The 25,781-nt window shown below is 56.7% G+C and carries 27 protein-coding genes and 1 riboswitch; of the genes, 16 read left to right on the top strand and 11 right to left on the bottom strand.

Features of this window, described 5'->3' with window-relative positions; translation table 11 throughout:
* A riboswitch (SAM-SAH riboswitch) is annotated at positions 1 to 49 on the bottom strand.
* A gap of 37 nt (positions 50 to 86) precedes the next feature.
* The 6 genes from lnt to miaB all read right to left on the bottom strand — a co-directional run bounded on the left by lnt (position 87) and on the right by miaB (position 6,449).
* Positions 87 to 1,595, bottom strand: a complete 1,509-nt coding sequence (lnt, locus tag GS646_RS03820) for an apolipoprotein N-acyltransferase (protein ID WP_171647577.1) — start codon at positions 1,593 to 1,595, stop codon at positions 87 to 89.
* Entirely contained in the window at positions 1,592 to 2,479 is an 888-nt protein-coding gene (locus tag GS646_RS03815) for a hemolysin family protein (protein WP_171094349.1), read from the bottom strand. Before GS646_RS03815 ends, lnt begins: the two co-directional genes overlap by 4 nt.
* A 35-nt stretch (positions 2,480 to 2,514) precedes the next feature.
* Positions 2,515 to 3,009 (bottom strand): rRNA maturation RNase YbeY, encoded by a 495-nt coding sequence (gene ybeY / locus GS646_RS03810; protein ID WP_171094351.1) that lies wholly within the window; start codon positions 3,007 to 3,009, stop codon positions 2,515 to 2,517.
* Positions 3,010 to 3,045: 36 nt separating this feature from the next.
* Complete coding sequence (locus tag GS646_RS03805) at positions 3,046 to 4,068, bottom strand: PhoH family protein (protein ID WP_171094353.1); 1,023 nt, start codon at positions 4,066 to 4,068, stop codon at positions 3,046 to 3,048.
* 124 nt (positions 4,069 to 4,192) lie between these two features.
* The gene (locus GS646_RS03800) at positions 4,193 to 4,957 is read right to left on the bottom strand and encodes an outer membrane beta-barrel protein (RefSeq protein WP_256367900.1); all 765 of its coding nucleotides are present in this window, start codon (positions 4,955 to 4,957) and stop codon (positions 4,193 to 4,195) included.
* Positions 4,958 to 5,129: 172 nt separating this feature from the next.
* Positions 5,130 to 6,449 carry a tRNA (N6-isopentenyl adenosine(37)-C2)-methylthiotransferase MiaB gene (gene miaB / locus GS646_RS03795; protein ID WP_171187034.1) on the bottom strand — a complete coding sequence of 440 codons (1,320 nt, stop codon included), beginning with the start codon at positions 6,447 to 6,449 and terminating at the stop codon, positions 5,130 to 5,132.
* A 122-nt stretch (positions 6,450 to 6,571) separates the two neighbouring features.
* Between miaB and GS646_RS03790 the strand changes: the two genes are divergently transcribed.
* Positions 6,572 to 7,435, top strand: a complete 864-nt coding sequence (locus GS646_RS03790; protein ID WP_171187035.1) for a glycosyltransferase family 2 protein — start codon at positions 6,572 to 6,574, stop codon at positions 7,433 to 7,435.
* A 6-nt stretch (positions 7,436 to 7,441) separates the two neighbouring features.
* On the opposite strand, the gene GS646_RS03785 is transcribed toward GS646_RS03790, so the two are convergent.
* Positions 7,442 to 8,239, bottom strand: a complete 798-nt coding sequence (locus GS646_RS03785; protein WP_171187036.1) for a phytanoyl-CoA dioxygenase family protein — start codon at positions 8,237 to 8,239, stop codon at positions 7,442 to 7,444.
* A gap of 83 nt (positions 8,240 to 8,322) precedes the next feature.
* Between GS646_RS03785 and GS646_RS03780 the strand changes: the two genes are divergently transcribed.
* The gene (locus GS646_RS03780) at positions 8,323 to 9,219 is read left to right on the top strand and encodes a LysR family transcriptional regulator (RefSeq protein WP_171647579.1); all 897 of its coding nucleotides are present in this window, start codon (positions 8,323 to 8,325) and stop codon (positions 9,217 to 9,219) included.
* A 4-nt stretch (positions 9,220 to 9,223) separates the two neighbouring features.
* Here GS646_RS03780 and irrA read toward each other — a convergent pair whose 3' ends face one another.
* Entirely contained in the window at positions 9,224 to 9,640 is a 417-nt protein-coding gene (gene irrA, locus GS646_RS03775; RefSeq protein ID WP_171187038.1) for an iron response transcriptional regulator IrrA, read from the bottom strand.
* Between the two features lie 186 nt (positions 9,641 to 9,826).
* On the opposite strand from irrA, the gene fabA reads away from it, so the two are divergent.
* Genes fabA through GS646_RS03755 form a run of 4 tightly spaced genes read left to right on the top strand, consistent with a single transcriptional unit; the run spans position 9,827 to position 12,649 of the window.
* The gene (gene fabA, locus GS646_RS03770; RefSeq protein WP_093964585.1) at positions 9,827 to 10,336 is read left to right on the top strand and encodes a bifunctional 3-hydroxydecanoyl-ACP dehydratase/trans-2-decenoyl-ACP isomerase; all 510 of its coding nucleotides are present in this window, start codon (positions 9,827 to 9,829) and stop codon (positions 10,334 to 10,336) included.
* Positions 10,337 to 10,384: 48 nt separating this feature from the next.
* The gene (fabB, locus tag GS646_RS03765; protein ID WP_171187040.1) at positions 10,385 to 11,614 is read left to right on the top strand and encodes a beta-ketoacyl-ACP synthase I; all 1,230 of its coding nucleotides are present in this window, start codon (positions 10,385 to 10,387) and stop codon (positions 11,612 to 11,614) included.
* Positions 11,615 to 11,619: 5 nt separating this feature from the next.
* Entirely contained in the window at positions 11,620 to 12,411 is a 792-nt protein-coding gene (locus tag GS646_RS03760) for an enoyl-ACP reductase (RefSeq protein WP_171094364.1), read from the top strand.
* A 58-nt stretch (positions 12,412 to 12,469) separates the two neighbouring features.
* A complete protein-coding gene (locus GS646_RS03755; protein WP_171187042.1) occupies positions 12,470 to 12,649 on the top strand; it encodes a hypothetical protein in 180 nt (59 codons plus the stop codon).
* Between the two features lie 33 nt (positions 12,650 to 12,682).
* Here GS646_RS03755 and GS646_RS03750 read toward each other — a convergent pair whose 3' ends face one another.
* Positions 12,683 to 13,111, bottom strand: coding sequence for a peptidylprolyl isomerase (locus GS646_RS03750; RefSeq protein ID WP_171094369.1), 429 nt, complete (start codon positions 13,109 to 13,111; stop codon positions 12,683 to 12,685).
* 126 nt (positions 13,112 to 13,237) lie between these two features.
* Between GS646_RS03750 and GS646_RS03745 the strand changes: the two genes are divergently transcribed.
* The 9 genes from GS646_RS03745 (at position 13,238) to GS646_RS03705 (ending at position 21,429) form a co-directional block, all read left to right on the top strand.
* Positions 13,238 to 13,924 carry a haloacid dehalogenase type II gene (locus GS646_RS03745; RefSeq protein ID WP_171187044.1) on the top strand — a complete coding sequence of 229 codons (687 nt, stop codon included), beginning with the start codon at positions 13,238 to 13,240 and terminating at the stop codon, positions 13,922 to 13,924.
* Positions 13,924 to 14,754, top strand: coding sequence for an alpha/beta fold hydrolase (locus GS646_RS03740; RefSeq protein WP_171187046.1), 831 nt, complete (start codon positions 13,924 to 13,926; stop codon positions 14,752 to 14,754). Before GS646_RS03745 ends, GS646_RS03740 begins: the two co-directional genes overlap by 1 nt.
* Positions 14,751 to 15,725 carry a threonine/serine dehydratase gene (locus GS646_RS03735; RefSeq protein ID WP_171647581.1) on the top strand — a complete coding sequence of 325 codons (975 nt, stop codon included), beginning with the start codon at positions 14,751 to 14,753 and terminating at the stop codon, positions 15,723 to 15,725. Before GS646_RS03740 ends, GS646_RS03735 begins: the two co-directional genes overlap by 4 nt.
* Positions 15,726 to 15,786: 61 nt before the next feature.
* Positions 15,787 to 16,575 (top strand): 3-oxoadipate enol-lactonase, encoded by a 789-nt coding sequence (gene pcaD, locus GS646_RS03730; protein ID WP_171647583.1) that lies wholly within the window; start codon positions 15,787 to 15,789, stop codon positions 16,573 to 16,575.
* Positions 16,576 to 16,587: 12 nt separating this feature from the next.
* Entirely contained in the window at positions 16,588 to 17,304 is a 717-nt protein-coding gene (locus tag GS646_RS03725; RefSeq protein WP_171647585.1) for an alpha/beta fold hydrolase, read from the top strand.
* Positions 17,305 to 17,400: 96 nt separating this feature from the next.
* On the top strand, positions 17,401 to 18,600 hold the full coding sequence (locus GS646_RS03720; protein ID WP_171187054.1) for a TCR/Tet family MFS transporter: 1,200 nt from the start codon (positions 17,401 to 17,403) through the stop codon (positions 18,598 to 18,600).
* An 82-nt stretch (positions 18,601 to 18,682) separates the two neighbouring features.
* A complete protein-coding gene (locus GS646_RS03715) occupies positions 18,683 to 19,777 on the top strand; it encodes a Zn-dependent alcohol dehydrogenase (RefSeq protein WP_171187056.1) in 1,095 nt (364 codons plus the stop codon).
* Positions 19,778 to 19,796: 19 nt separating this feature from the next.
* On the top strand, positions 19,797 to 21,029 hold the full coding sequence (locus tag GS646_RS03710; RefSeq protein WP_171647586.1) for a mandelate racemase/muconate lactonizing enzyme family protein: 1,233 nt from the start codon (positions 19,797 to 19,799) through the stop codon (positions 21,027 to 21,029).
* Between the two features lie 112 nt (positions 21,030 to 21,141).
* Entirely contained in the window at positions 21,142 to 21,429 is a 288-nt protein-coding gene (locus GS646_RS03705; RefSeq protein WP_171187149.1) for a helix-turn-helix transcriptional regulator, read from the top strand.
* A gap of 4 nt (positions 21,430 to 21,433) precedes the next feature.
* Here GS646_RS03705 and GS646_RS03700 read toward each other — a convergent pair whose 3' ends face one another.
* Positions 21,434 to 24,430, bottom strand: coding sequence for a cyclic nucleotide-binding domain-containing protein (locus GS646_RS03700; protein WP_171187151.1), 2,997 nt, complete (start codon positions 24,428 to 24,430; stop codon positions 21,434 to 21,436).
* A gap of 245 nt (positions 24,431 to 24,675) precedes the next feature.
* Here GS646_RS03700 and GS646_RS03695 point away from each other — a divergent pair, with 245 nt between their 5' ends.
* Complete coding sequence (locus GS646_RS03695) at positions 24,676 to 25,038, top strand: DUF3307 domain-containing protein (protein ID WP_171094491.1); 363 nt, start codon at positions 24,676 to 24,678, stop codon at positions 25,036 to 25,038.
* Between the two features lie 6 nt (positions 25,039 to 25,044).
* Here GS646_RS03695 and GS646_RS03690 read toward each other — a convergent pair whose 3' ends face one another.
* Positions 25,045 to 25,776, bottom strand: coding sequence for a hypothetical protein (locus tag GS646_RS03690; protein ID WP_171187060.1), 732 nt, complete (start codon positions 25,774 to 25,776; stop codon positions 25,045 to 25,047).
* Positions 25,777 to 25,781: the final 5 nt, after the last annotated feature.

Genomic DNA, 25,781 nt, shown 5'->3' with positions numbered 1-25,781 from the left:
TGCTCCATTAGGGTTTCTCTGCCACGCCAGGAAGCCGTTGTAACAGGTCAGAGACGCATACGCCCACCCGAAGATGGGGTCAATCGCTAATAGTTCGCGCGCCAGCGGGCACTAAAGCGGATAATGGCGCCGAGAAACAAAAGGGTCAAAAAAATGACACTGTCGCCTGTTCGCGAATAGATCGTCGGCTGTAGCGGCAGTGGCAGAATGGCATCGACATATCCAGCCTCGCCCAAAGGCAAAGAGGCCGTGACACGGCCCAGAGGGTCGATCATAGCCGATATGCCGGTATTTGCTGCACGGATCATCGGCAGGCCCTGCTCAATCGCCCTCATCCGAGCTTGAACCATGTGCTGATACGGGCCTGATCGGGTTCCGAACCAAGCGTCATTGGTGATCTGCAACAGGAAATCCGCCCGCCCCGGTGCACCATTCACATCCTGCGAGAACACGGCCTCGTAGCAGATCAACGGCAAGGCTTGCCCCAAGCGCCCCAGATCCATCAACTGCGGGCCCGGTCCCGCGCTGAACCCGTGGCCCGTTGTGGACGCTAATCCGTGAATGCCAAATCGCCCCATCAAATCGCCGAAGGGAACGTACTCTCCGAAAGGCGCGAGATGGTGCTTGTCGTACAGACCAGCCTGGTTCCCGCTTTCGTCCAGGTAGACCATCGAATTGAAAATCCTCGGGCCATCTCCGCGCTGAATACCCAGGATCACCGGAGTGCCCTGCGCTGCATCCGCTATTTTGGCCAAAATCGGTTGCGCACTGCCGAGCCAGGCGGGCACTGCAGTTTCGGGCCATACGATCAGATCAGGTCGCGGCTGGGCAGCTGTGTAGTCAATCTGGCGCGAAAAGAACAAAGGGGCGTAGGCCGGATCCCATTTTTGATTCTGAGGTGCATTTGGTTGTACAACCCGCACGACATGAGGACCATCGTGAACTGTTGGCCGCATCGCGGCATAGCTCAACGCGACAATGGCCAATCCGGATGTAAATACCGTTGATTGCACCAGCCCTCGAAAAGGTCTGGGGTGCATCGATGCCGAACCGATTGGGAATGTCGCTGCGAACGTTAGGGCGTTTAACCCAAATGGCCCGAACAAAGACAACATTTGCGCCACCGGGGTATCGATCCAAATCTGCGAAACCCCCGCCCAAGGGAAACCGGTTAGCACATAGCCTCGGGCCAGCTCAGCCAAGGACAGGGTAACGATCAAGAGCAGGCATTGGCGAAAAGAAGACGCGCCCGGGCGGCGAGACATCCAAAAGGCAACGGCCCAAAACAGCGCGAGGCCACCTGCCATAAACACCAGCGCAAACGGCGCCATCCAGGCGTGGCGTTCGGCGTCCACCTGAAACGGTTCGACAAGCCAGCTGAGAGCGTGCACAAAGTAACCGGTGGCAAAAACCCATCCAATCCAACCAGCCCGCGCGCGGGTTTCGCTGGACAGGAACAGCGGCACGATCAGGACCAGAGACAGGATCGTCAGCGCCCAATAGCCATAAGGCGCAAAACCAAACCCTGCGACTCCGCCCAGTATGGCGGCGGCCAGTAGTCTCAGCGGGAAAGGCAAGCCCCGCAGGGGGGTCATGCAGCGATTTCCGGCAGCATGACGCGAAGCCTTTTTATGCGACGCGGATCGGCGTCGAGGACTTCAAATTCAGGACCTTCAGGGTGGATCACAACTTCTCCTCGTGCAGGCACACGACCCGACAGCATGAACACCAAGCCGCCCAAAGTATCGATTTCCTCTTCATCCACGTCTTCATGGCTGGTCAACGAGCGGCCAATCTCGGCTTCGAAATCCTCAAGCGGGACACGGGCTTGCACGACATAACAGCCGGGTTTCTCCTGCACCCACAACTGATCTTCATCAGCGTCGTGCTCATCAGCGATTTCACCAACGACTTGTTCGATCAGGTCTTCGATGGTCAGCAAGCCATCAACACCGCCATATTCATCAATCACCAACGCCATGTGGCGCCGCTCTGTCTGCATCTTAGTCAGCAATATTCCGATTGGCATTGACGGCGGTACAAACAACAGCGTGCGCAGCATCGAGACAAGATCGAAGCTACTGCCCCCGCCGTTGAACCCATGGGTCAACGCAAAGTCTTTGAGATGGACAAAACCCAAAGGCGTATCCAGGGTGCCTTCATAAACCGGTATTCTGGACAGGCCACTCTCACGGAATACATCCGCAAGCTCGTCTTTGGTGATCGTAGAAGGCACCGATACGATTTCGGCAGTCGGGATAGCGACGTCTTCAACACGCATCCGCCGCAGGTTAATCATCCCACGGGACTGAGACGCCGTTGCATCCTGTCCGTTCGCCACCGGCTGCGGTTGAGCCTCATCGCCCGAAAACGCATCAAAAATTCGAGAAAAAAATCCGCTTTTCTCTTCGGTCGTATTGCTGCTGTCCTGTGGTTGCGCGCTGTGCGCCGCCCTAGAACTGCCGTCTGTCTCGCCCATTATCCTGTTCCAATTGATCGGGTCATCTGACCCCTTCATACCTTATATGGGTCATCGATACCTAATTTGCCAAGTATCTCGACCTCAATCCTTTCCATCAGGGTGGCATCGGGATCACGAATGTGATCATACCCGAGCAAATGCAACGTTCCGTGAACAAGCAAATGGATCACGTGATCGTCCATGGCTTTACCCGCGTCAGTTGCCTCACGTGCGCAGGTGTCGAAAGAAATCGCGATATCACCTAAGGGGATTTCACCTGTAAAGTCCGGCTCTGGCGAAACCGGCACCTGCCCTGGTTCTTCCGGGGCCAGATCCTCGGCTGGCCAACTCAGAACATTGGTGGCACTTGGCTTGCCGCGAAACTCTGTATTCAGGTCTGCAATCCGTGCGTCATCGCAGCCCAAAACGCTGACTTCACAAACCTCAGAATCCAGTTCGACAAACGCCAAAACAGCAGAAATCGCCTTTTGCGACAAGGCCTCGAGACCTTGCCACCGATTGTCTTCGACAGTGAGTTCCAGGTTCATCTTACCGCACATCAGCCCTTGCATAGGGCCTTGCACTTAACTGGTATCGCGGCCCGCATCGGCCTCATACGCCTCGATGATGGCGGCGACAAGCGGGTGACGAACGACGTCTTTTGACGTGAAATAGTTGAAGCTGATATTTGGTATCGTTTTCAATAACCTTTCAGCATCCGCCAGGCCGGATTGCACCCCGCGCGGCAGGTCCACCTGAGACCTGTCGCCGGTGATGACCATTCGGCTGCCTTCACCCAGACGGGTCAGGAACATCTTCATCTGCATGGTCGTCGCGTTCTGGGCTTCGTCCAGAACAACGAAGGCATTAGCCAGAGTTCGACCGCGCATAAATGCCAGCGGGGCGATTTCGATTCGTTTTTCCTCGATCAGCTTGGCCAGTTGCTTACCCGGCAGAAAATCGTTCAGCGCGTCATAAAGCGGCTGCATATACGGATCGACCTTGTCCTTCATGTCACCAGGCAAATAGCCCAGCTTTTCACCCGCCTCGACCGCCGGGCGGCTCAGGATGATTCGATCCACATGGCCGCCAATAAACATCGAAACACCAACGGCAACCGCCAGATAGGTTTTACCTGTTCCCGCAGGGCCAATGCCAAAGGCCAATTCGTTCTGAAACAACGACTGAACATAGGCTTTCTGAGCATCTGTACGCGGTTCGACCAGTTTCTTGCGGGTCTTGATCTCGACCGAGCCACCCTTGAACATCTCAAGCTGATCGCCGTCGCGCGTGCCCGTACCTTGTTCCGAAGCACCCATTCGCAACTCGCGATCCACATCTGCGGCTTCGACCTCGCGCCCCCCTTCCAGGCGGGTATAAAGCGATTGCAGCACTTCTACGGCTTGTTTCTGAGCATCTTCGTCGCCCATGACAACCAGCTGGTTGCCACGGCGTACAATCTGGACCGAAAGCTTGCTTTCTATATCGGTCAGATTGCGGTCGTACTCGCCGCATAGGTCAATCAACAATCGGTTGTCGGGAAATTCTACAAACGCCTCACGCTGGGGCATTTCATCTTGCGGTGGGGTCAGGGCACCGATGGCCAATCCGTTCTCCTGTCTTGGCTGTTCACCCTGAGCGTAGACAACAAAACTCGGTGGGCGCAAGCCACAGATTCAAAATTTAGTGCGGGGATGACAAAACAGCCGAAAAATGCCGTTCCAGTTGGCATCAGAACGTATAGTTCAGCCCAAATCTGAGACCGCCGTATTTTGGCGTCGACTTTGTAGAAAAACCTGAACTGAACTGGACGGTCTTCGAGTCGAACTGGACGTATTCATATTCACCGGTAATCGACCAATTGTCGGTAAGTTTATGTTCAGCCCCAATGCTGGCAGAGTATCCGTTCCGCCGATCAGTAACCGCGAAATTCTGCGTCGAACCGCCAGATGTGATGCTGTTGGTCGTTTCAATATCACCCCACAAATAGCCGACACTAACGAAATACAGGATTCGGCCGCTGCGGTTGGTCAGACCATTTTTAAACCGGATCGCCAGTACATCGGACACCTCGGTGCCACCTTGAACATCGACGCCGCCAATCTGGGTGCCAACGCTGTCATCAAAGGATCCGAACTGGTACCCGATTTCCAAACCATAAACGTAGTCACGGCCACCTCTGGCAGGCAAGATACCACGCCAGCCGCCACGAATCTCACCGTAAGAACCAGACAGATCCTGTTCGCCGACATCGAACAACCCGGCGGGTGTTCTTAGACCGAAGCGATCATCGCCCCCCGAGCCATAACCGCCGGCCAATCCCAGATAAAAGGCGCTGACATCGCTGCCGAAACTAGTCGGGCTGATCACTTCAGGCTCGTTCACTGTGCCCTTCAGATCACCTGCAATTGTTGTACTAGCCAGAAGAGTAGCAAGTGACGCTGCGGGAAGTGTTCTGCCAAGTATTGAAATCCTGAAGTTCTTAAGGGTCGTCACTCGTGCCTCCATCACTCCGGTCGCAACACCGGCCAAAAACCGTCTTTTAACGCATAACTTCACGCCCGGAAAAACTTGGCTCTTCTCCGAACATAGTTCCAAGCAATAAATCAAGGGTAAATTTTGGAAACAAACACCAACTATGGTGGCTGACCGGTGGATACTTGCCGATCTACAGCAGCTCTCCGGCCAGCGAGTTGGCGCCCGACTCGGTGATCCGAACCTCTTTCAAATCTCCAGTCTCGATCTCGGGGCCTTTGACGTGGACCGAATGAAGATACTCAGACTTTCCGACCATTTGACCCGTCAAGCGTCCCGGCTTTTCGAACAGAACACGCACGGTTCGGCCCACCATGCTATCCTGTATTTCCCGCTGATGCTGGGTGATCAGAGCCTGAAGTCTTTGTAACCGTTCATCCGCCGCCGCAGGGTCAACCTGTGCCCTCTCGGCTGCGGGCGTTCCGGGGCGGGTGGAGTATTTGAAGGAATACGCGTAGCCGTATTTGACCTCTTCGACCAAATCCATCGTTGCCTGGAAATCCTCTTCGGTTTCCTCGGGGAACCCGACAATGAAATCGCCAGACATCACAATATCCGGGCGCGCCGCGCGGATTTTTTCGATCAGGCGCAGATAGCTTTCGGCTGTATGGCTGCGGTTCATCCGTTTGAGAATGCGGTCCGAACCCGACTGCACCGGCAGGTGAAGATAAGGCATCAGCTTGTCGCAAGTGCCATGCGCCTCGATCAGGTCATCGGCCATGTCATTGGGGTGCGACGTGGTAAAGCGAATCCGCTCCAGACCGTCGACCTTGTTCAGCTCCCAGATCAGACCTGCCAGAGTCGTGTCCCCGTTAGGGCCCGCGCCATGATAGGCATTCACATTCTGCCCCAGCAAAGTGATCTCGCGCACCCCGCGTTCGACCAGATCATGCGCTTCACGAATAATGCGGTCGGCCGGGCGGCTGACTTCGGCACCACGAGTATAGGGCACAACGCAGAAGGCGCAGAACTTGTCACAGCCTTCCTGAACAGTCAGAAACGCCGTCGGGCCACGCTTGGCCTTGGGGCGGTTTTTTAGCTTCTCGAACTTGTCCTCTTCAGGAAAATCCGTATCCAGCGCCTTTTCACCAGCGCGGGTCTTGGCTTCCATCTCGGGTAAGCGATGATAGCTTTGCGGGCCAACAACCAAGTCGACCAGAGGCTGGCGGCGCATGATCTCTTCGCCTTCAGCCTGAGCGACACAGCCTGCAACTCCGATTTTCAGATCCGGTTTCTCGGCCTTCAGACCCTTGAACCGGCCCAGTTCAGAATACACCTTTTCCGCGGCCTTTTCGCGAATATGACAGGTGTTCAGCAGGATCATATCCGCATCATCAGGTGTCTTGGTTTCGACATAGCCCTGCCCGCCCAGTGCCTCGGACATGCGCTCGCTGTCATAGACATTCATCTGACAGCCATAGGTCTTGATAAACAGCTTCTTCGGTTCGGACATGGATCGGGCCTTTGCATTCGCGGGACCGGCGTCATCTATATGCTTCGAACGCCGCTTGCAATGCGGGCGCAATTACCCGAATTTGGCGGGACTTTCCAGCAAGGCAAAACCGAAAACACGCGATGAAGTACGAATCCCCGGACCATTTTCTGAAATCGGGTCAGACTGCATTGGCCAAAGGGCCCATCGCATTGATTTTTGCCGAAGACGAGGTCGAGCTGGACAGCACCGTGCGGCATCACCTGCAGTTGGGGTTCAAGTCGGTGCTTGTGTTCATGCCTCAGGACCTCGCTCTCGACCCGGAACTGGCCGATCACGTGCATCGGATCACACTGAAATGCACGCCCCGAACCATGGTGTTTGACACCATAAACAGGATTATCCAGGCCGCGCCGGGCGTTTGGATGTATTACTGTTACAACGCCGAATACCTGTTCTTTCCTTTCTGCGAAACGCGCAGCGTTGGTGAAATGCTGGCCTTTCACAGCGAAGAAAGGCGCAATGCCATGCTCAGCTATGTCATTGACCTTTATGCCGATGATCTAAGCACCAACCCCAACGGAGTCGCGCCCGATCACGCCCTCTTCGACAGCACGGGCTACTATGCTCATACCCGCCACGACCCAAGCGGTCAGCCTTTAGATCGGCAGTTGGATATTTCGGGTGGTTTACGCTGGCGGTTTGAAGAACACGTTCCATACGAACGCCGCCGCATTGACCGCATCGCCCTGTTCAAATCGGAAAAAGGGCTGGTCTTGCAGCCCGACCACACATTCAATGAACCGGAATACAACACCTATTCCTGTCCATGGCATCACAACATGACTGCGGCCGTATGCTCATTTCGGGCGGCAAAAGCCCTGAAGGCAAATGCAGGGTCTACTTTTGACATCCCCAGCTTTCGCTGGCGGAACTCAGTGCCGTTTAAATGGCAGTCCCGCCAGTTGCTAGATCTGGGTCTGATCGAATCAGGTCAGTGGTTCTGAGTCGCCTCAGCGCTGCAACAGCATAGGAAACCAGTCCTCGCGCAGGCGCTGACCCGGTGTCATGTCGTGACCGGGAAACGGGGGCGAGGTGCGGCCCGGGCGTTCAACATAGCGTGCATCATCCCCAACCAGGCGCAGCGAGAACGCGCGGCGACGGCTGTCCGACTGGTTGCCTCGTGCTCCATGCAAAGTGCGATAGTTGAACGCCACGGCGTCACCCGGCTCCATTTCGAACTCAACAACCCGCATCCCTTCGGCATCCGGGTCCGGAACTTGAATGTACTGACCTTCATCCGGGAAGAAGCCTTCCTCTGACACCCAACGGGTCGGCAGAACCTCTTTCTCCCACCGATGCGATCCGGCGACACAGCGCAGCGTTGCCTGGCGGACTGGATCCAGCGGAGACCAGAAGCTGATGGTTTGCTGTCCCTCCACGAAGTAATACGGCCCGTCCTGATGCCAGGGGGTGGCCATCGATGTGCCCGGCTCTTTGACCAGCACGTGATCGTGGAACATCTGAACACTTTGCGATTGCATCAGATCGGCGGCCACCTCGGCAGCCGGTGAGTTTTCGATAACCTCGCGGAACTGAGGAATTCGGGTCCAGTTGCAATAGTCGTCGAAAAACCGCCCGGTTTCGCCCGACTTTTTGTTTTCCGAGGCAAAGGGGCCGGGCTCAGCCATATTTGCTGCCACGCCCTCGCGTAGCTGTTCCACGTGATCCGCGAACAGTCCCTTGATAAGAACAACACCATCTTGCTGATAAGTGTCGATCATCGCTTGTGATACGAGTGGGTGTGGCATCCGGGTCTCCTTTGGCTTTGCCCCGTTTTGCTTTGAATATGTATTCTGTTCAAATCATATCTTTCGAAGCTATAAATAACTTCATGTTATATATTTCCCTTCGCCAATACGAATATGTCTGCGCGGTTGGACGCCATGGGAGCTTGTCCGCAGCAGCGCAGTATTTGAATGTATCGCAACCGGCCCTGTCCACCGCGCTGACACGGGTTGAAGAACATCTTGGGCACCCACTGTTCATTCGCCGCCGGGGTGCGGCCATGGCCCTGACCCCTCAGGGTCGGAGGTTTATTGAACAGGCCGAGGCTTTGCTGAACGCCGCTGCGCGAATCGAAACCTCAGAATCACCCATGCCGGGAATGACGCAATTCACATTGGGCTGCTTCACAGACCTTGCCCCGTTCCTATTGGCCCCTGCCCTGCATCATTTGCGCGTCGCTTTCCCAAATGTCGCGATTTCCTATGTCGCCGCGTCTTTCGAAGGGCTTCTTAACGGCTTGATCGACGGCCAGATCGACATTGCGATCACCTACGATTTGACCATGGACGCCGGGTTTACCCGAACAAAGTTGTTTGACAGCAGGCCAAAGGCGTTGATGCCGCCAGATCATCCGCTTGCGTCAACGGATGGCGTTGCCCTGACCGACATCGCAGCGCACCCTCTGATCCTGTCGACCGAAGGGCTTTCGGCGCAGCACATCCTGGGTCTGTTTCGCCGCATGGGTCTGCGCCCTACAGTCGCGCACCGGGCAGCGTCGCTGGAAATTCAACGCAGTCTTGCCGCGCATGGCGAGGGAATCGGAATCAGTTACGCCAGCCCGCCCAGCCCTGTAAGTTATGACAACCGGCGATTGGTCGGCGTTCCGATCACCGACCCGGACGCCGCCGAATCCGTGGTTATGGCACGACACGGCACAGGCCCGGCTGACCCAACAGTTAATCAGGCCGAACGCGTTTTAAAGGAAGGATTGAAACAGGTTTGACGCCCTATTTCTTGCGCAGCCGGATAACAACGTCGACCGACGCAATCTCAACGCCCTCGGGCGCTTCAGGCAAGCGCTGAATCACAAGCTGATCCGACGGAGCATCACTCAGGCGCGCTTCGTCTTCCCAATAAAAATGGGGGTGATCGTGGGTATTGGTGTCGAAATAGCTTTTTGAACCGTCCACTGTGATTTCCTGCAGAACACCCGCGTCACAAAAGGCGCGAAGGGTGTTGTAAACCGTAGCCAAAGACACAGCGTCCCCGTTTGCCTTGGCAGACTCAAACAGGCTTTCTGCGGTGACATGGCGATGGCGGCCGTCGCCCACAAGAAGCTCAGCCAGCGCCACACGCTGACGCGTAGGTCGCAAGCCGGCGTTTACCAGCCAACCCGTCGCTATTTCATGGCTCTGAGGTGTCATCGATCCGATACCCATTGTTGCTGGTTTATATATAGGGGCGCATAGTTGGCAATTTCAAATGAAATTCATTCGCAAAGTTAGGTGCGTACACAACATGATGTGGGCCACCACTCTTGCAGGACCTTGCAAACGGGTGATAGACGAGGCCAGATGTAAAGACAGACCCCCGGCAGGAAAGGCGGCAGAATGGCCCAGTTCCCTAGCAGTTTTGACAAAGATGATCTGCTCAAATGCGCCCGCGGCGAATTATTCGGTCCCGGCAACGCGCAGTTGCCTGCCCCGCCGATGCTGATGATGGACCGGATCACCGATATCTCAGGCGATGGCGGTGCGCATGGGAAAGGCCATGTTGTGGCCGAGTTCGACATCACGCCTGACCTTTGGTTCTTTGATTGCCATTTCCCGGGCAACCCGATCATGCCCGGTTGTTTAGGCCTTGACGGCCTTTGGCAGTTGACCGGCTTCAATCTGGGCTGGCGCGGCTGGCAGGGACGCGGCTATGCGCTGGGCGTGGGCGAAGTCAAACTGACCGGAATGGTCCGCCCGGATCGCAAGATGCTGACATATTATGTCGACTTCACCAAAGCCGTTCAAACCCGCCGCCTGACCATGGGTGTGGCGGATGGCCGGGTCGAAGCCGACGGCGAAGTAATTTATCAGGTAAAAGATATGAAGGTTGCACTGTCGGAAAGCTAACCCCAGCTATCGGACACGTCACTGAAAACGAAATACAGGAGTACGCTTATGCGTCGCGTCGTCGTCACCGGTCTGGGGGTCGTCTCCTCCATCGGGAACAATGCCGAAGAGGTTCTGGCCTCGCTCAAAGCAGGCAAATCCGGGATCGAGGCCAACGAGCAGATGGTCGAACATGGTTTTCGCAGCCAGATTGCCGGAACGCTCAAGATCGACGTGACCCAGCATGTGGACAAGCGTACTTTGCGCTTTATGGGCCCGGGCGCCGCTTATGCCCACATCGCCATGAGCCAGGCGATTGCAGACGCTGGCCTGACCGAAGAACAGGTTGTGAACCCACGCACCGGTCTGGTCGCTGGTTCGGGCGGCCCGTCGACCAGTGCGATGCTGACGGCACATCAAACCGTTCTGAAAACTGGTGCAACCAAGCGGATTGGGCCGTTTGCAGTGCCGAAATGCATGTGCTCGACGATTTCGGCAAACCTGGCTACGGCGTTCAAGATCAAGGGCATCAACTATTCGATCACTTCGGCCTGCTCGACGTCTCTGCATTGCATCGGCAATGCGGCGGAACAGATCATGTTGGGCAAGCAGGACGTGATGTTTGCTGGCGGCGGCGAAGAACTGGACTGGACACTCTCGTGCCTGTTTGACGCGATGGGCGCGATGTCCTCGAAATACAACGACACTCCGGACAAAGCCTCGCGCGCGTTTGATGAAAACCGCGATGGGTTTGTGATTTCAGGCGGCGGCGGCATCGTCGTGCTGGAGGATCTAGAGCACGCGCTGGCGCGTGGCGCAAAGATCTACGCCGAGGTCACCGGATACGCGGCAACTTCGGACGGCCATGACATGGTGGCCCCGTCCGGTGAAGGCGGTGAGCGTGCAATGCGTCTGGCGCTTGGCACTCTGCCCGAAGGCCGCAAAGTGGACTACATCAATGCCCACGGCACCTCGACCCCTGTCGGCGACGTGGGTGAGGTTGAAGCCGTGCGCCGCATCTTTGGCGAAGGTAGCGTGCCACCTATTTCGTCAACAAAGTCGATGACTGGCCACGCGCAAGGGGCGGCGGGCGCGCTCGAAGCGATCTTCTGCCTGCTGATGTTGGATCATGATTTCATTACGCCGTCGATCAATGTCGACACGCTTGCCGAGGGCATCCAGCCCGGTGAAATTGCGACCGAAGTGGTTGAAAACGCAGGACTGGACAGTGTCATGACCAACAGCTTCGGCTTTGGCGGCACCAACGGGTCCATGATTCTGTCAAAGTATAACGGGTGAAAGTGATGTCGGATCTTCTTAAGGGTAAACGCGGCCTGATCATGGGCGTGGCCAATGACCGCTCAATCGCGTGGGGCATTGCCAAGGCCATGCACGAGGCGGGCGCAGAACTGGCATTCACCTACCAGGGCGAGGCATTCGGTAAACGGCTCGAGCCTTTGGCCCAAAGCCTTGGCAGCGACTTCATGGTCGACGCAGATGTTACCGATGACGATTCGCTGGATCGTGCATTCGGCGAGCTGGCCCAGCGCTGGCCCACCATCGATTTCGTTGTCCATGCCATCGCATATTCGGACAAGTCCGAGCTGACCGGCCGGTTTCTGAATACCACACGGGCGAATTTTAAACATTCAATGGACGTCTCGGCATATTCTTTCATCGAAGTGGCGCGCCGCGCCTATCCGATGATGAAGGACAATGGCGGCTCGCTGCTGACCCTGACCTATCAAGGATCAAACCGCGTTGTACCTAATTACAACGTCATGGGGGTTGCCAAGGCGGCTCTGGAATCGGCAACGCGCTATCTGGCCAACGACCTTGGCCCTGACGGGATCCGTGTGAACGCTATTTCTCCGGGACCAATGAGAACTCTTGCCGGAGCAGCCATCGGCGGTGCGCGCAAGACCTACAAATTTTGCGACCAGAACGCTCCAATGCGTTCTAATGCGACGTTGGAGGCCGTGGGCGGAACTGCGGTTTACCTCACATCTGATGCGGGCGCTTGCACGTCGGGTGAAATCATCCGCGTCGATGGTGGTTTCCACGTTCTTGGGATGCCTCAGCCCGAATCCATGTGACCATATCTTTCCCTGCCGCTGCCAAGATTTCACCATCTTTGGGCGGCAGGAATTCGATATGAGCAAGCTAGATCAAATCATTGCGAATAACGCACGTGCGACGCAAACCCGGAAGAAAACCGGTTTTCTCAGCCAACGTGCCAGAGTTCTGCTGCTGACGCTGACATGTCTTTTGGTCGCGTTCATATTTTTCACACAACCGCAGGTGCGCACAGCACTTGAAGCACTGATCGGGTAAGGGCCGAGCCGGCATACCGGCCCGAACCGTGCGTCAGTTGATCGACATGACCTCGATATCAAAAATCAAATCCTGACCAGCCAACGGGTGATTGGCGTCCAGAGTTACAGTCGCTTCATTCGCACCGACCACAGTGACTGGTACGGCTTGACCATCCGGTGACTGCATTTGCAATTGCGTTCCAGGCTCAAGCGGGATGTCATCGGGAATGCCTTCGCGAGGAATTTCCTGACGCATCGCCGGATTAATGGGGCCATAGGCATCCACACAGGCAATCTCGACCCGCTTTTTGTCCCCCACGGACAGGCCGGGCATAGCACTGTCTAAGCCAGGAATAATCTGGCCAGACCCGACCACAAACTCCAAAGGATCGCGCCCCTCTGAGCTGTCAAAGGTTTGGCCGTCCAGCAGCGTCCCGGTGTAGTGGATGCGAACCGTGTCGCCTTGTTTGATTTCGGTCATCGTGGCCTCCGGCCGTTTTACAGGATTGAGCGGCCAACCCTAGAGCCTGACACAATGTTGTAAACCCTTGGCTCTTTCACCCCCCTCGTTGTTGTGCCAAACTCCGCGCGATCAGAGGAGGATCACATGCCGATCACCACCTGTGTCTTCGATGCTTACGGAACACTTTTTGACGTTGCAGCCGCTGCCCGCCAGGCTGCCGACGAACCGGGATTTGAAGCCCTCAAGGACAAATGGCCAACAGTCGCGGGGCATTGGCGCCTGAAGCAATTGCAATACACCTGGCTGCGCGCAGTGGCGGATGCCCATACCGATTTTTGGGATGTCACTCAGGACGGGCTGGATTGGGCGCTGGACGCCGCTGGACTGCAAGGCGACCAGAAACTACGCCAACGTCTGCTTGATCTTTATTGGGAGTTGCAAGCCTACCCCGAAGTTCCCGACATGTTGAAAGCGCTCAAAGAAGGCGGGTTGCAAACGGCGATCCTGTCCAACGGTTCGCCCCCCATGCTGGACGGCGCTGTGCAGTCTGCGGGAATCGGCGATGTGCTGGACGATGTTCTGTCGGTTGAGAGTGTAGGTGTCTTCAAACCCCATGCCCGCGTGTATGATCTGGTCCAGAAACGGTTTGACTGCGCCCGTGACGAGGTTCTGTTCGTCAGCTCAAACGGTTGGGATGCGGCAGGTGCCAGCGGGTACGGTTTCGTCACTGCGTGGGTCAACCGGATCGGTGAACCGATGGACCGCCTGCCCTGGACACCAGCCCATGTGCTGTCCGATTTAACCACAATCCCAAAACTCGCAGGGCTTTGATGTCAAACTTCACAACCACGGACGGCAAGCGCATCTACTTTGAGGAAACGGGCACGGGCACGCCGCTTTTGTGTCTGGCCGGGCTGACCCGAAACAGCCGCGACTTTTCGTTTTTTGCCCCTCATGCCGCTGACCTGCGCATGATTGCGACGGATTACAGAGGGCGTGGCCGGTCGGACTATGATCCCGATTTCATGAACTACAACATCCTTCGTGAATCGCATGACGCGATCGAACTGCTGGATGTACTGGGGATCGAGAAGACATTCGTTCTGGGCACCTCGCGGGGTGGTCTGATCGCCATGGCCCTGGCCGCAAGCCATCCCGAGCGGCTGGCCGGGGTGATCCTGAACGATGTTGGACCTGTCATCGAAACATCCGGTATTGCCAAGATCATGGCCTATGTGGGCACGCAACCGACTGCGCAAACCTATGATGAGGCCGCTTTGACACTGAAACAGGTAATGGAGCCTCAATTCCCCGGCGTTTCCCTGGAAACCTGGCGGATGCAGGCCGAAATTCAGTACGAAAAACACGAGGATGGGTTGGCGCTACGCTACGATCCGGCACTGCGAAAGGCACTGATCGAACAGGCCGCAAGCGGGGCGACACCTGATCTTTGGATGTTCTTTGAAGCCCTGCGCGACATTCCGACGGGCGTTATCCGAGGGGCGAACTCGGACGTTCTGAGCACCGAAACGGTAGCTGAAATGCACGACCGCCATCCGGGCTTGATCTCAACCGAAGTTCCCGATCGTGGGCATGTTCCGTTTCTGAACGAACCCCAATCTTTGGATCTCATACAAAAGGTATTGAAGAACGCCGCATGAGCACAATCGAGATGATCGAAGCCGCAGCAGAACGGCTGAACGGACACATCCGAAAGACACCGATCTTGTCTTCTCCATTTCTCGACAATCTCGCCGGACGTCGGATTTTGGTCAAACCGGAATGTCTGCAACATACCGGCAGCTTCAAGTTTCGCGGGGCCTGGTCCGCGATTTCGGCACTGGAACAAGCCGAACGTCAGCGCGGTGTGATTGCGTATTCCTCGGGCAACCACGCACAAGGCGTTGCAATGGCGGCATCAAAGCACGGCATTTCTTCGGTTATCGTTATGCCGTCGGACGCCCCTCAGTTGAAGATCGAAAACACCCGCGCGCTTGGGGCCGAAGTTGTTCTGTATGACCGTGCGAATGAAAAGCGCGAAGAAATTGGCGAAGCCATCGCGGCGGAGCGCGGACTGACCCTGATCCGACCTTTTGACGAACCTCTGGTTATTGCAGGCCAAGGCACCACCGGCCTTGAAATCGCCGGTCAGGCAGCGTATCTGGGCGTCACTCAGGCAGACGTGCTGGTCTGTTGCGGCGGGGGCGGCCTGACCTCGGGCATCGCTCTGGCCCTGGAAAAACATGCGCCGAACCTGCGCGCGCGCCCTTGTGAGCCAGAGGGGTTCGATGACGTCAAACGCTCGCTGGCCTCAGGGCAGATTGAAAACAACAACGCAGCTTCAGGCAACATCTGCGACGCCATTCTGACACCGCAACCCGGAAACATCACGTTTCCGATTCTCAACCGCCTGTGCGGTCCAGGCTTGTCTGTCACCGAAGAAGAAGCCTTGCGCGCCATGGCGCTTGCCTTCCTGCGTCTCAAGATCGTACTGGAACCCGGCGGCGCGGTGGCCCTGGCCTCGGCCCTGTTCCGGGGCGACCAGATCGAAGGCGATGACGTGATCGTTGTTGCATCTGGCGGCAATGTCGATCCGGCAGTATTTTCCAGGGCGTTGGAATTCCTGACCTGACAGGGCTGCACTAGATGTGCATGTTGCACCCCAAAAGGTCATGGCGACAAGGAAGCCAGTCATGAAGATCGTTGATCTGGGCGACGTGAAACTGAATTACCGCATCGACGGCCCAACAGACGGTGCGCCCTTGGTCTTTGCCAATTCTTTGGGTACCAACCTGCACTTGTGGGACGCGGTGTTGCCGCTTTTGCCACAAGGGCTGCGCATCATCCGATACGACAAACGTGGTCACGGGCAATCATCGGTGCCGCCCGCGCCGTATTCGATGGGCGCATTGATACGCGATGCAGAGGCGTTGTTGGATAACCTGCAAGTCCGCGACTGTGTTTTCGTGGGCCTGTCCATCGGTGGGATGATTGCTCAGGGTCTTGCCGTGAAACGCATGGACCAGATCCGTGGTCTGGTTCTTTCGAACACGGCGGCCAAAATCGCCACTCCTTCGGTCTGGCAGGATCGGATTGAGGCCGTGCGCAAAGGCGGGATCGAAGCATTGGCCGACGCAACGATGGAGCGTTGGTTTTCGCGTGATTTCCGCGCCGCACAAAACCACCTGCCTTGGCGCGACATGATGGTGGGCCAGCCGGCTGAAGGGTATCTGGGCTGCTGCTCGGCCATTGTAGGCACCGATTTCTATACCCCAACGAGTGGGCTGCGCCTCCCGACCTTGGGCATTGCAGGCAGCGAAGACGGATCAACACCCCCCGATCTAGTGCGAGAGACCGTCGATCTGATCCCGGGGTCCCGGTTCCAGCTGATGCGCCGGGCCGGGCATTTGCCCTGCGTTGAAAAACCAGCGGAATATGCAGAAATCCTGACTGGTTTTCTGAACGAAATCGGACATATCTGAAGGAGAACGGCAATGGCGTCTTTCCTGTTGGTCCACGGCTCTTGCCACGGCGCATGGTGCTGGCGCGACCTGATCCCCGCGCTTGAAGCTCTGGGGCATTCTGCCAAAGCAATCGACATGCCCAGCCATGGTGCTGACCCCACGCCCGTAGCCGAGGTCACGCTGGACAGTTGCCGCGACGCCGTGCTGCATGCCAGCACATCAGATACAATCATCGTTGGCCATTCTTGGGGCGGCTACCCGATCAGCGCCGCCGCCGAGGCGCAACCTGATGCAATGCGCGCGCTGATCTATCTGTGCGCCTATGTGCCCAAAGACGGTCTTTCCATGGCCGAGATGCGCAGGCTTGGCCCAAGGCAGACTATTGCACACGCGGTTGAGAAATCCCCGGTTGGGCTGTCATACACTGTGTCTGCCGAGGCTATTCCCCAGCTATTCTACCATGAATGCCCCGACAACATCCTGCCTTATGCCTACGCGCGCCTGTGCCCCCAGGCCATTCGACCACAAGAAACGCCCCTTCCAACGGGTGCGAATTTCGACAATGTGCCCAAGGCGTATATCCGCACCACGGACGATCACACGGTACCAACCGAATACCAGGCCGAGATGAGCGCCCTTATCCCCGAAGATATGCGCCGCACCATCGACAGTTCGCATTCCCCGTTCTTCTCGCATCCGCGCGAGCTTGCGCAAATCCTGTCAGAACTGGCAGACAAACTGCCCTGACCTGTCGCAACGGCAGTTCGACCCGCAATCAACTCTCGCTTTTCTCGGTTACCATCTGTGCTTAGGGTGCGTTGAACTGATCACTTGCCGGGTCCTATGCGTCTGCCGTTTTTCTTTATCCTCTGCATCGTCATGATCGACGCCATGGGCATCGGTCTGGTGATGCCGATCATGCCGGAGCTGATCGTCGAGGTTCAGGGCGGCTCGCTTGCCAATGCAGCGATCTGGGGCGGTGTCCTAAGCACCGCCTTCGCCGCGATGCAGTTTATCTTTGGGCCCATACTTGGAAACCTGTCAGACGCGTACGGACGCAGAACCGTCCTGTTGGTGTCCCTATTTGTAATGGCGCTGGATTATGTTGTCATGGCTGTTGCGGGCAGCATTTGGTTGTTGCTGATCGGCCGGATCGTCGGCGGCATAACCGCAGCCACCCACGCCACCGCTGCGGCGTTTATGGCGGATGTGTCCGAGCCCAAGGATAAGGTTGCAAACTTTGGCCTGCTGGGCGCCGCCTTTGGCATGGGCTTCGTCCTTGGTCCTGTCATCGGTGGATTGCTCAGTGAATATGGCACGCGCGCACCGTTCTGGGCTGCCGCCGGGTTGGCCGCACTGACCTTTTGCATCGGCTATTTCGTGATGCCCGAGACCGTGACCGACAAGAACCGCCGCGCCTTTAGCCTGAAACGCGCAAATCCTCTCAATTCGCTGAACGCCATCGCATCTTTGCCCGGTATCCGGCCGCTGCTTTGGGTGTATTTCCTGTATTCAGTGTCCATCTACGTCTACCCCGCTATCTGGTCTTATTTCACGACCGAGCGATTCGGATGGTCCCCACAGATGATTGGCCTATCCCTGGGTGTCTACGGTATAGGCATGGCCATTGTGCAGGGTGGTTTGATCCGACCTGCTATCCGGTTTCTGGGCGAGAGGGGTACAATCATCTATGGAATGGGTTTTGAGATCATCAGCTTCGCATTTCTGGCCTTCCTCACCAACGGCCTCATCGCGCTGCTTCTCATTCCAATAACGGCCATCGGGGCGGTCATCACACCTGCTCTTCAGGCCATGATGTCCAAGGCCACGCCAGATTCGCAGCAAGGCGAATTGCAAGGCGTTCTGACCGCACTACACGCGTTGTCGATGGTGATCTCACCTTTGCTGATGACATCGATTTTTGCGCAGTTCATTCGGCCCGACACGCCGCTCTACCTGCCCGGCGCTCCCTTCCTGCTGGCACTTGCGCTCATGCTGGCGGGCTTCCTTTTGTTCCGCAGATCCAGCCCTGTCGTGGCGTAACAACGACATGCAAATGGCGGTTTCTGCCTTGCGAGTTGCCGTTTCCCGGGCCACCGTGAACGCAACGGGAGAGAGAGAAAACATGCAAACAATCAAAGCCGCAGTCTGCCGGGCATTTGGCGAACCTTTGGTGATCGAAGAGGTTCAACTCGCAGCCCCCGGCACGGGCGAGGTCGAGGTAACACTGGACGCCGTGGCCATCTGCCATTCGGATATATCCTACGCCGAAGGCGCGTGGGGCGGATTCCTGCCCGCAGTATACGGTCACGAGGCCGCAGGCGTGATCAGCGCTGTTGGCGATGCTGCAGGGGGGTTCAAAGTTGGCGACCCTGTGGTTGTAACACTGATCCGTGCCTGTGGAACGTGCCCCAGCTGTGCGGGCGGAAAACCAACAATCTGCGAAACACCATACGATACGGTCAAAGGTCCGTTGAAGACCGGTGATGGAGGTCCACTCGAACAGGCCATGGCGTGCGGAGCCTTTGCTGAAAAAGTTGTGGTGAGCCACCGCCAGATCGTCAAAATTCCAGAAACCCTGCCCAAGGATCTGGCCAGCCTGCTTTCATGCGGCGTGATCACCGGAGTCGGTGCTGCGGTCAATGCCGCTGGTCTACGGCCTGGTCAAGACGTTGTGGTCATTGGTGCGGGCGGCGTTGGCCTGAACGCCGTTCAAGGCGCGCGGATTGCAGGCGCGCGGCGGATCGTGGCCGTGGATATGACCGAAGAAAAGCTTGAGATCGCCAAGGAATTCGGCGCAACCCACGGCGTGTTGGCCAGTTTGGACCAGCCCTGGAAAGCCGCTTACAAGGCGTTAGGCGGGCGTGGTGCGGATGCGGTTCTGATCACGGTTGGCGCGATCCCTGCTTATGATCAGGCGCCGCGCTATCTTGGCCTTGGCGGCAAGGCGATCATGATCGGGATGCCGCATTCGGGTGACATGGCCAGTTATGAGCCCGTTGTTCTGGCAGCCCTGGGCCAGGGCGTTGTTGGGTCGAAGATGGGAGATGTGGTGATTCAGCGGGACATTCCGTGGATGGTGGACCTTTATCAACAAGGGCGGCTGAAGCTGGATGAGTTGATCTCGGGCCGCTGGTCCCTTGATCAGATCAACGAGGCTATTGCTGACACCAAAACCGGATCGGCCAAGCGCAACGTGATCCTGTTCAACAGGACCTGACCCACCGAAAGGATTTGGGATGAAACTGCAGGATCTCGACATTATCGTAACCGCCCCGCCTGCGCCGGGCTGGGGTGGGCGCTATTGGATACTGGTCAAGGTGACGACAGACACCGGTATCACCGGCTGGGGCGAATGCTATGCCTCCTCTGTCGGACCAGAGGCGATGCGCCATGTCATTCAGGACGTGTTCGAGCGGCACATGCAGGGTGAAAACCCAGAAAACATCGAACTGATGTTCCGCCGCGCCTATTCCAGCGGCTTCACCCAGCGACCGGACCTGACCGTGATGGGCGCGTTTTCAGGGTTGGAGATCGCCTGCTGGGACATTCTGGGCAAGGATCGCGACCGCCCGGTATATGCTTTGCTGGGCGGAAAGATGAACAACCAGATCAGGGCCTATACGTATCTTTACCCCCTGCCCCAGCATAATCTGACTGATTTCTGGACATCTGCTGAGCAAGCTGGCGAAACGGCGGCTGAAATGGTGCGGCGTGGTTATACTGCCGTCAAATTCGACCCCGCAGGCCCCTACACGATCCGGGGCGGCCACATGCCCGCCATGAGCGACATTTCCATGTCAGTTGCCTTCTGCAAGGCAATCCGCGAAGCGGTGGGCGACAAGGCCGATTTGCTGTTCGGCACACATGGTCAATTCAATACCGCCGGGGCCATCCGGCTGGGGCAAGCGTTGGAGCCTTATCAACCGCTTTGGTTCGAAGAACCCACGCCGCCAGACATGATCGAAGACATGGCCCGCGTCGCCCGCAATGTCCGTATCCCCGTCGCCACCGGCGAACGCATGACAACCAAGGCCGAATTCGGCGCCGTTTTGCGCGCCGGGGCCGCGGAAATCCTGCAACCGGCGTTGGGACGCGCGGGCGGGATCTGGGAGATGAAGAAAGTTGCCGCAATGGCTGAGGTCTTTAACGCACAGATGGCACCGCATCTCTATGCAGGGCCGGTGGAATGGGCCGCCAATGTCCATCTGGCCGCGTCGATCCCTAATTTGCTGTTGCTGGAAAGCATCGAAACACCGTTCCATGACCAACTGATCAAAGGGTCTATTCGGGTCGAGGACGGGTTCGTAACCGCGTCAAAAGCGCCGGGCCTAGGTATCGATGTCGACGAAGCCCTGGCCCGCGCGCATCCTTATGAGGGCCGCGACCTACATCTGCAAATGCAGGAAGAGCCCTGTGATTACGTCAATGGCAACGCTTTTCAAGGCGGCGCACCGGCAACCGAGGGGTGACAACACCAGCGTGTTTGAGGCATATTGTTCCGATAATAATCGGAACAACGGTCAAAACGTGGCACTCAAACAAACCGATCCTCAGGCGCGCAGCACAGACACTCTGCCGGATATGAAAGACAATGCTGCCCGCGCGGCTGCGTACCTTAAAACATTGGCCCATGAAGGGCGGTTGATGATCTTGTGCCACCTTGGTGACGGTGAAAAATCCGTGGGTGAACTTGAGAATTTGCTTGAGTTGCGACAGGCCGCTGTCAGCCAGATGTTGGCCCGCCTGCGCGAAGAAGGGCTTGTTTCGACCCGCCGGGAAGGCAAGGCGATCTACTATTCCTTGCGGGATGGGAACACGGAACAGGTGATTGGTCTGCTCTACAAACTGTTCTGCGCAGAAGACAGCTGATCGCTTAACTGGAGACGTAGCCTGCGATCACCTGAAGCAGCTTGAAGGCGGTTGCAGCGTCGTTCTCGACAACGGCAAGGAATTCCTCTTCACCGATGCGCAGGCAGGAAAGCTGAGTTTCTGCCACCATGCTCAACGCGCGCGGCTCTTTGCGGATCAATCCCAGCTCTCCGACCAAAGCACCCGGCCCTACTGTGGTAATCAGCTGATCCGGTCCTTGGTCCTGTGGCAGGTACAGACCGGCCTCACCTTCAAGCACAACATAGGCGCCATCGGTTGGTTGATCGTCTTTCAGGAATACCACCTGCCCCGGCTCGGCTTCGAACCAGCGTGCACCAAAGGCCAGCAGACGCAACTGCCGCCGGTCCAGACCCGAAAACAAGGGGGTCTGTTCCAAGGCTCGCAATTTTCGCGCCAGGTCTGCTGATGCTGCGCTGTCTTCCTCCACGTCGACCGGTCCTCCGTCCGAGACCACACGACCTTGCCGGATTTCCACGTACATGTCGAATACATCGGGATTTTCGAACTGATCGTTCAGGTAGATGACAGTTGTTTCAGGCAGCAACTCTCGGAGTTTCTTGTAGACGGCCACCTGCGTTTTCATGTCATAGCTGGCCAAAGCGCTTTCCAGGATCAGGATGTCCGGTTTTTTGATCGTGGCCCGGGTAAACGCCAATGGCTCGGCAAACACTGCGGGCAGGTTCTGACCACCCAAGGCCACCGGCACGTCATAAATCAGTTCCGTCACCAATGGCCGCGCACCGTTTTCGGCCAGCACATCAACAATCAGCTTACGCGCCTCATCGGAACGGGCACCGCCAATCTGACTGACTTTTCCGAACAGCGCATTTTCCATGACTGTCAGCCCCGGCGCGTAAACTTCGGGGTCCAAAGGAACAAAGACATCCTTCAAACGCTCCATCAGCTTCTCAGAGTGGCTGTGCCGCAGTTCGAGGATACGGTTCTTCAGTTCATCAGTGAACGCAGGCCCGATCTGTTCGGCCGAAATTACAAACGGTACCGCCAGCATATTGGCCAGCTGTTCATCATCCAGCCCCGCCGAGCCTTCCTTGCGCGTGTGTTCCACCAAATCCACGGCGGCTTCATAAGTCTGTGCATCCAACCCAAGCTTGCGGAACAATGGGTGATCCGTTCCGTCAAGGCCAAAGATCTGGCGCAACATCTCGATCACGTCGCGGGTCAATGCGATCAGTGTTTCATCCAGGCCCAACTCTCGCAATTGGCCCAGAAAGACCTTCTGTTCCACCAGTAAGGCGTGGTTCACCGGCACACAGGGCGTGGCAAACAGCAGGTTCTCGGCCACAGGCAGGGCCGGGTTGTACAGGTTACGATCAAAAATCAACGCTTGTTGTTCAAGCCCCGCATCCTGAACAGCCTGACGCACAGTCGGTCGCAGCTGGACCAGTTTCTGAGCCAGTTCACAATGCTCGGCTGCGTTGAAGGTTTGTTCAGCACCGCGTTGAAACAGGGCCGCGCCCGAGCCCATGCCGTCGATCAGTTGCAACCACCAATCGCGCAGAGCTGCCGCGTCCTGAAGTCCGGCCAAAGACGGATCAAGCCAATCCGCCTTGAACGGATCGGAACTGTTCCCCGCCCGCAAGGTTTCTGCGAAATCGGGATCATCTGTACTATTTGCCAAAGGACGGAACCGCATCGGCATCATCACATTGTCACCCAGTGTGCCCTGAAACATGACGGGGCGTGAGGTGGCATACCCGATACGTGCGGCTACGACGCCTTGATGCAATTCGGCCAGATTGACCTCGCCAATCCGAACCTTGCCGCCAGTTGGCAAGATTTCACGCGTCAACAGTTCCGCAATCGCCCGTCTGTCTTCTTCGCTGGGTGCCGAAATGCCGACTGTCTTCCCGCCGGGAAAGCTGAGGTTCAGATCGTCCAACACCTGATTGCCGTCCATGTCCCGAACCGAAACATGATCCAGCACTATGTCGCCGTTCAGATGAGGGCGTGCGTCAGCTTCGCCCTCAAACAGGGCTTCGTCCTGCATCCCACCTGGCGCAAAGCGGTCAATCACCACGTCCCAACGCAAAGACATATCCTGCGTCTGGTTGTAGTAAGTCAAAAGCTCTTTCCAAGGTGAGCTCAGGTCCTTGTAGGCTGCAAGCGCTGCAACCAGCGCTCCCAACGAAACCGAGCCTTGCAGCACCAGCAGACCACCGATCAGGTAGAACATGAATGGCGTCAGTTGAGAGATGAAGTTGTTTATGAATTTCATAAAAAACTTCTTCTGGTAGATCTCGAACCGGATGCCGAACAACCGCCCCAATTGGTCGGAGATCATCGCACGGCGATACCGCCAGCCGCCATTTGTGCGAAGCGTCGACGCCCCTGCAGCGTTTTCACCGATTTGGGCCGCAAGCACCCGCACTTCCTGAATACGCTTTTTGTTCAGCAGGTTGATCTGGCGTTGCAGCTTAGGGATCAGCCACGCTTGCACCGGGATCAACGCCACAGCGGCCAAACCAAACCAAAAACTCTGCAAAAACAGAAAGGTCAGGATCGTGATCATCTGACCGGCCTGCAAAACAGGCTGGCTGATCGCGTCCCCCATCAACCCGCCCATCGGCTCGCTTTCAGCGGTGATCATCGACACCATCTCACCCTGGCTGACTCGCTCGAAATAGGGTTGCGGAAAGCGCAATGCGCGGCTGATCAACTGATAGCGAAAGCGTCGCAGCATCCGCTCGCTCAGCACACCTTTCATGGTGTTGATGCGCATTTTCATCAGGCCATGCCCCAACACGGCCGCTAAAAACGCAAAGCACAGAATGACCAGAAAATTCGTCTGCGACATCGTATAGCCCAAGATGGTCACTTCCGGGTTGGGTGCACCAATCGCGTCGTTGATAATGCGCTTTGGCAGTTCCAGCGTCAGGTACAGCAGCGGGAACAAGGTTGCTGTCACGGCCAGCAAGATCAGCTGGTCGCGTTTGGAGTACTTCCAGATAAAGCGGAAAATCGTGCGTTCTATGGAACCTGCCCCTGCTGCTGACCGACGACGCGGTTCAGATGTTATCCACGCAAATTCAACAGCATGACTCTACTGCCATCCAGACACAATTAGCAATTTTTTTCCCGATTACGCGAATTCTTAAGCTTATGTGAACTAGTTCATTTACGTATGCCCATCTAATTGCCTAGAGTGGTCAGCAGGACGATATCGGGAGGGTTCTTTTGACTGCCAGTTTTGGCGCAGTGTTCCTTATGCTTTGCTTGCTGCTTGTAAAGCATATGTTCGCTGACTTTTACCTCCAGACACCGAAGATGCTTGCTGGACGTGGTGAGTATTTTCACTTGGGACGCGCGCAACATGCTGCTGTGCATGTCGCGGGCTCTGTCATTGTGTTTGCTGTGTTTGGTGCGCCCCTGACCTTCATTTTAATCGTCGCCGCGCTGGAATGGATCATCCACTTCAATATCGATTTCGTTAAAGCCAGTTATTCCGACAAGAATCGCCTGGAACCTTCCCAAGCCGCATTTTGGCGCGCAGCCGGGTTGGATCAATTGATGCACAACCTGACATATGTGGCGATGGTCTGGGCCTGGGTAACTTTCGCGGCGACCTGAGTCAGACTACGCCGCGTTTTCTAACGCGCCCGCCCGATAGGCCTGCAACCACATTCTGTCCAGCGCATCGATCTTTACCGGGTCGAACTTGTGTTCAACCTCCCAATACCGGCCCGACTCGACAGAATAACCCAAGTCTTGCTCGGCCTGCTGAGCTGCACGCATTCCGATTGTATCGACAAGGGGCAACGCAGAAAGGTTCGATAGACCGGTTGAGGGGAATACCAAACGGCTAGGCCCACTGGACAGCCTTACAGTTCTGCACCCTTGTGCAGCGGCGAACAGCCCAAGGCGTGCGGATTTGGCTTCAAGCGAACGCAGTGTCACATCATCTCGCAGCGGGTCTGCGGCTCCGGTTCCGTAGAAATGGGTCTGTCCTGAACCCGAATACACCATATCACATCCAAAGAATGCCATTACAGCCGGGTTCAAAGCCGACAACGCCCAATACCCAGCGGTAAAGGCCATGGTTCCACCTGCATAAACGAATCCACCATATTCATTCTGTCGTGGGACGTAATCCTCCGCCGTGACGATGCGTTGAGTGGGGCCGATATCCGTTGGGCGTCTTTCAATTGGAAAGTCTTCGGGATGGATCAGGAAGTCCCAATCCTTGCGAATGCGCCAAGCGTTATTGATTGCGACGACATGCGTGAAAGGCTTGCGAGACCAAGCCCGTGCCTCTAACGCAGAAGGGGCACTTCCCAGGATCAAAACTTTGGTCTGTTTGTCGGTCATAGCGG

The sequence above is a fragment of the Ruegeria sp. HKCCD4315 genome (assembly GCF_013112245.1).
GTDB lineage: Bacteria > Pseudomonadota > Alphaproteobacteria > Rhodobacterales > Rhodobacteraceae > Ruegeria.
Note: the sequence above shows the minus strand (reverse complement) of the source record. Positions and strands in the feature narration are given on the sequence as shown.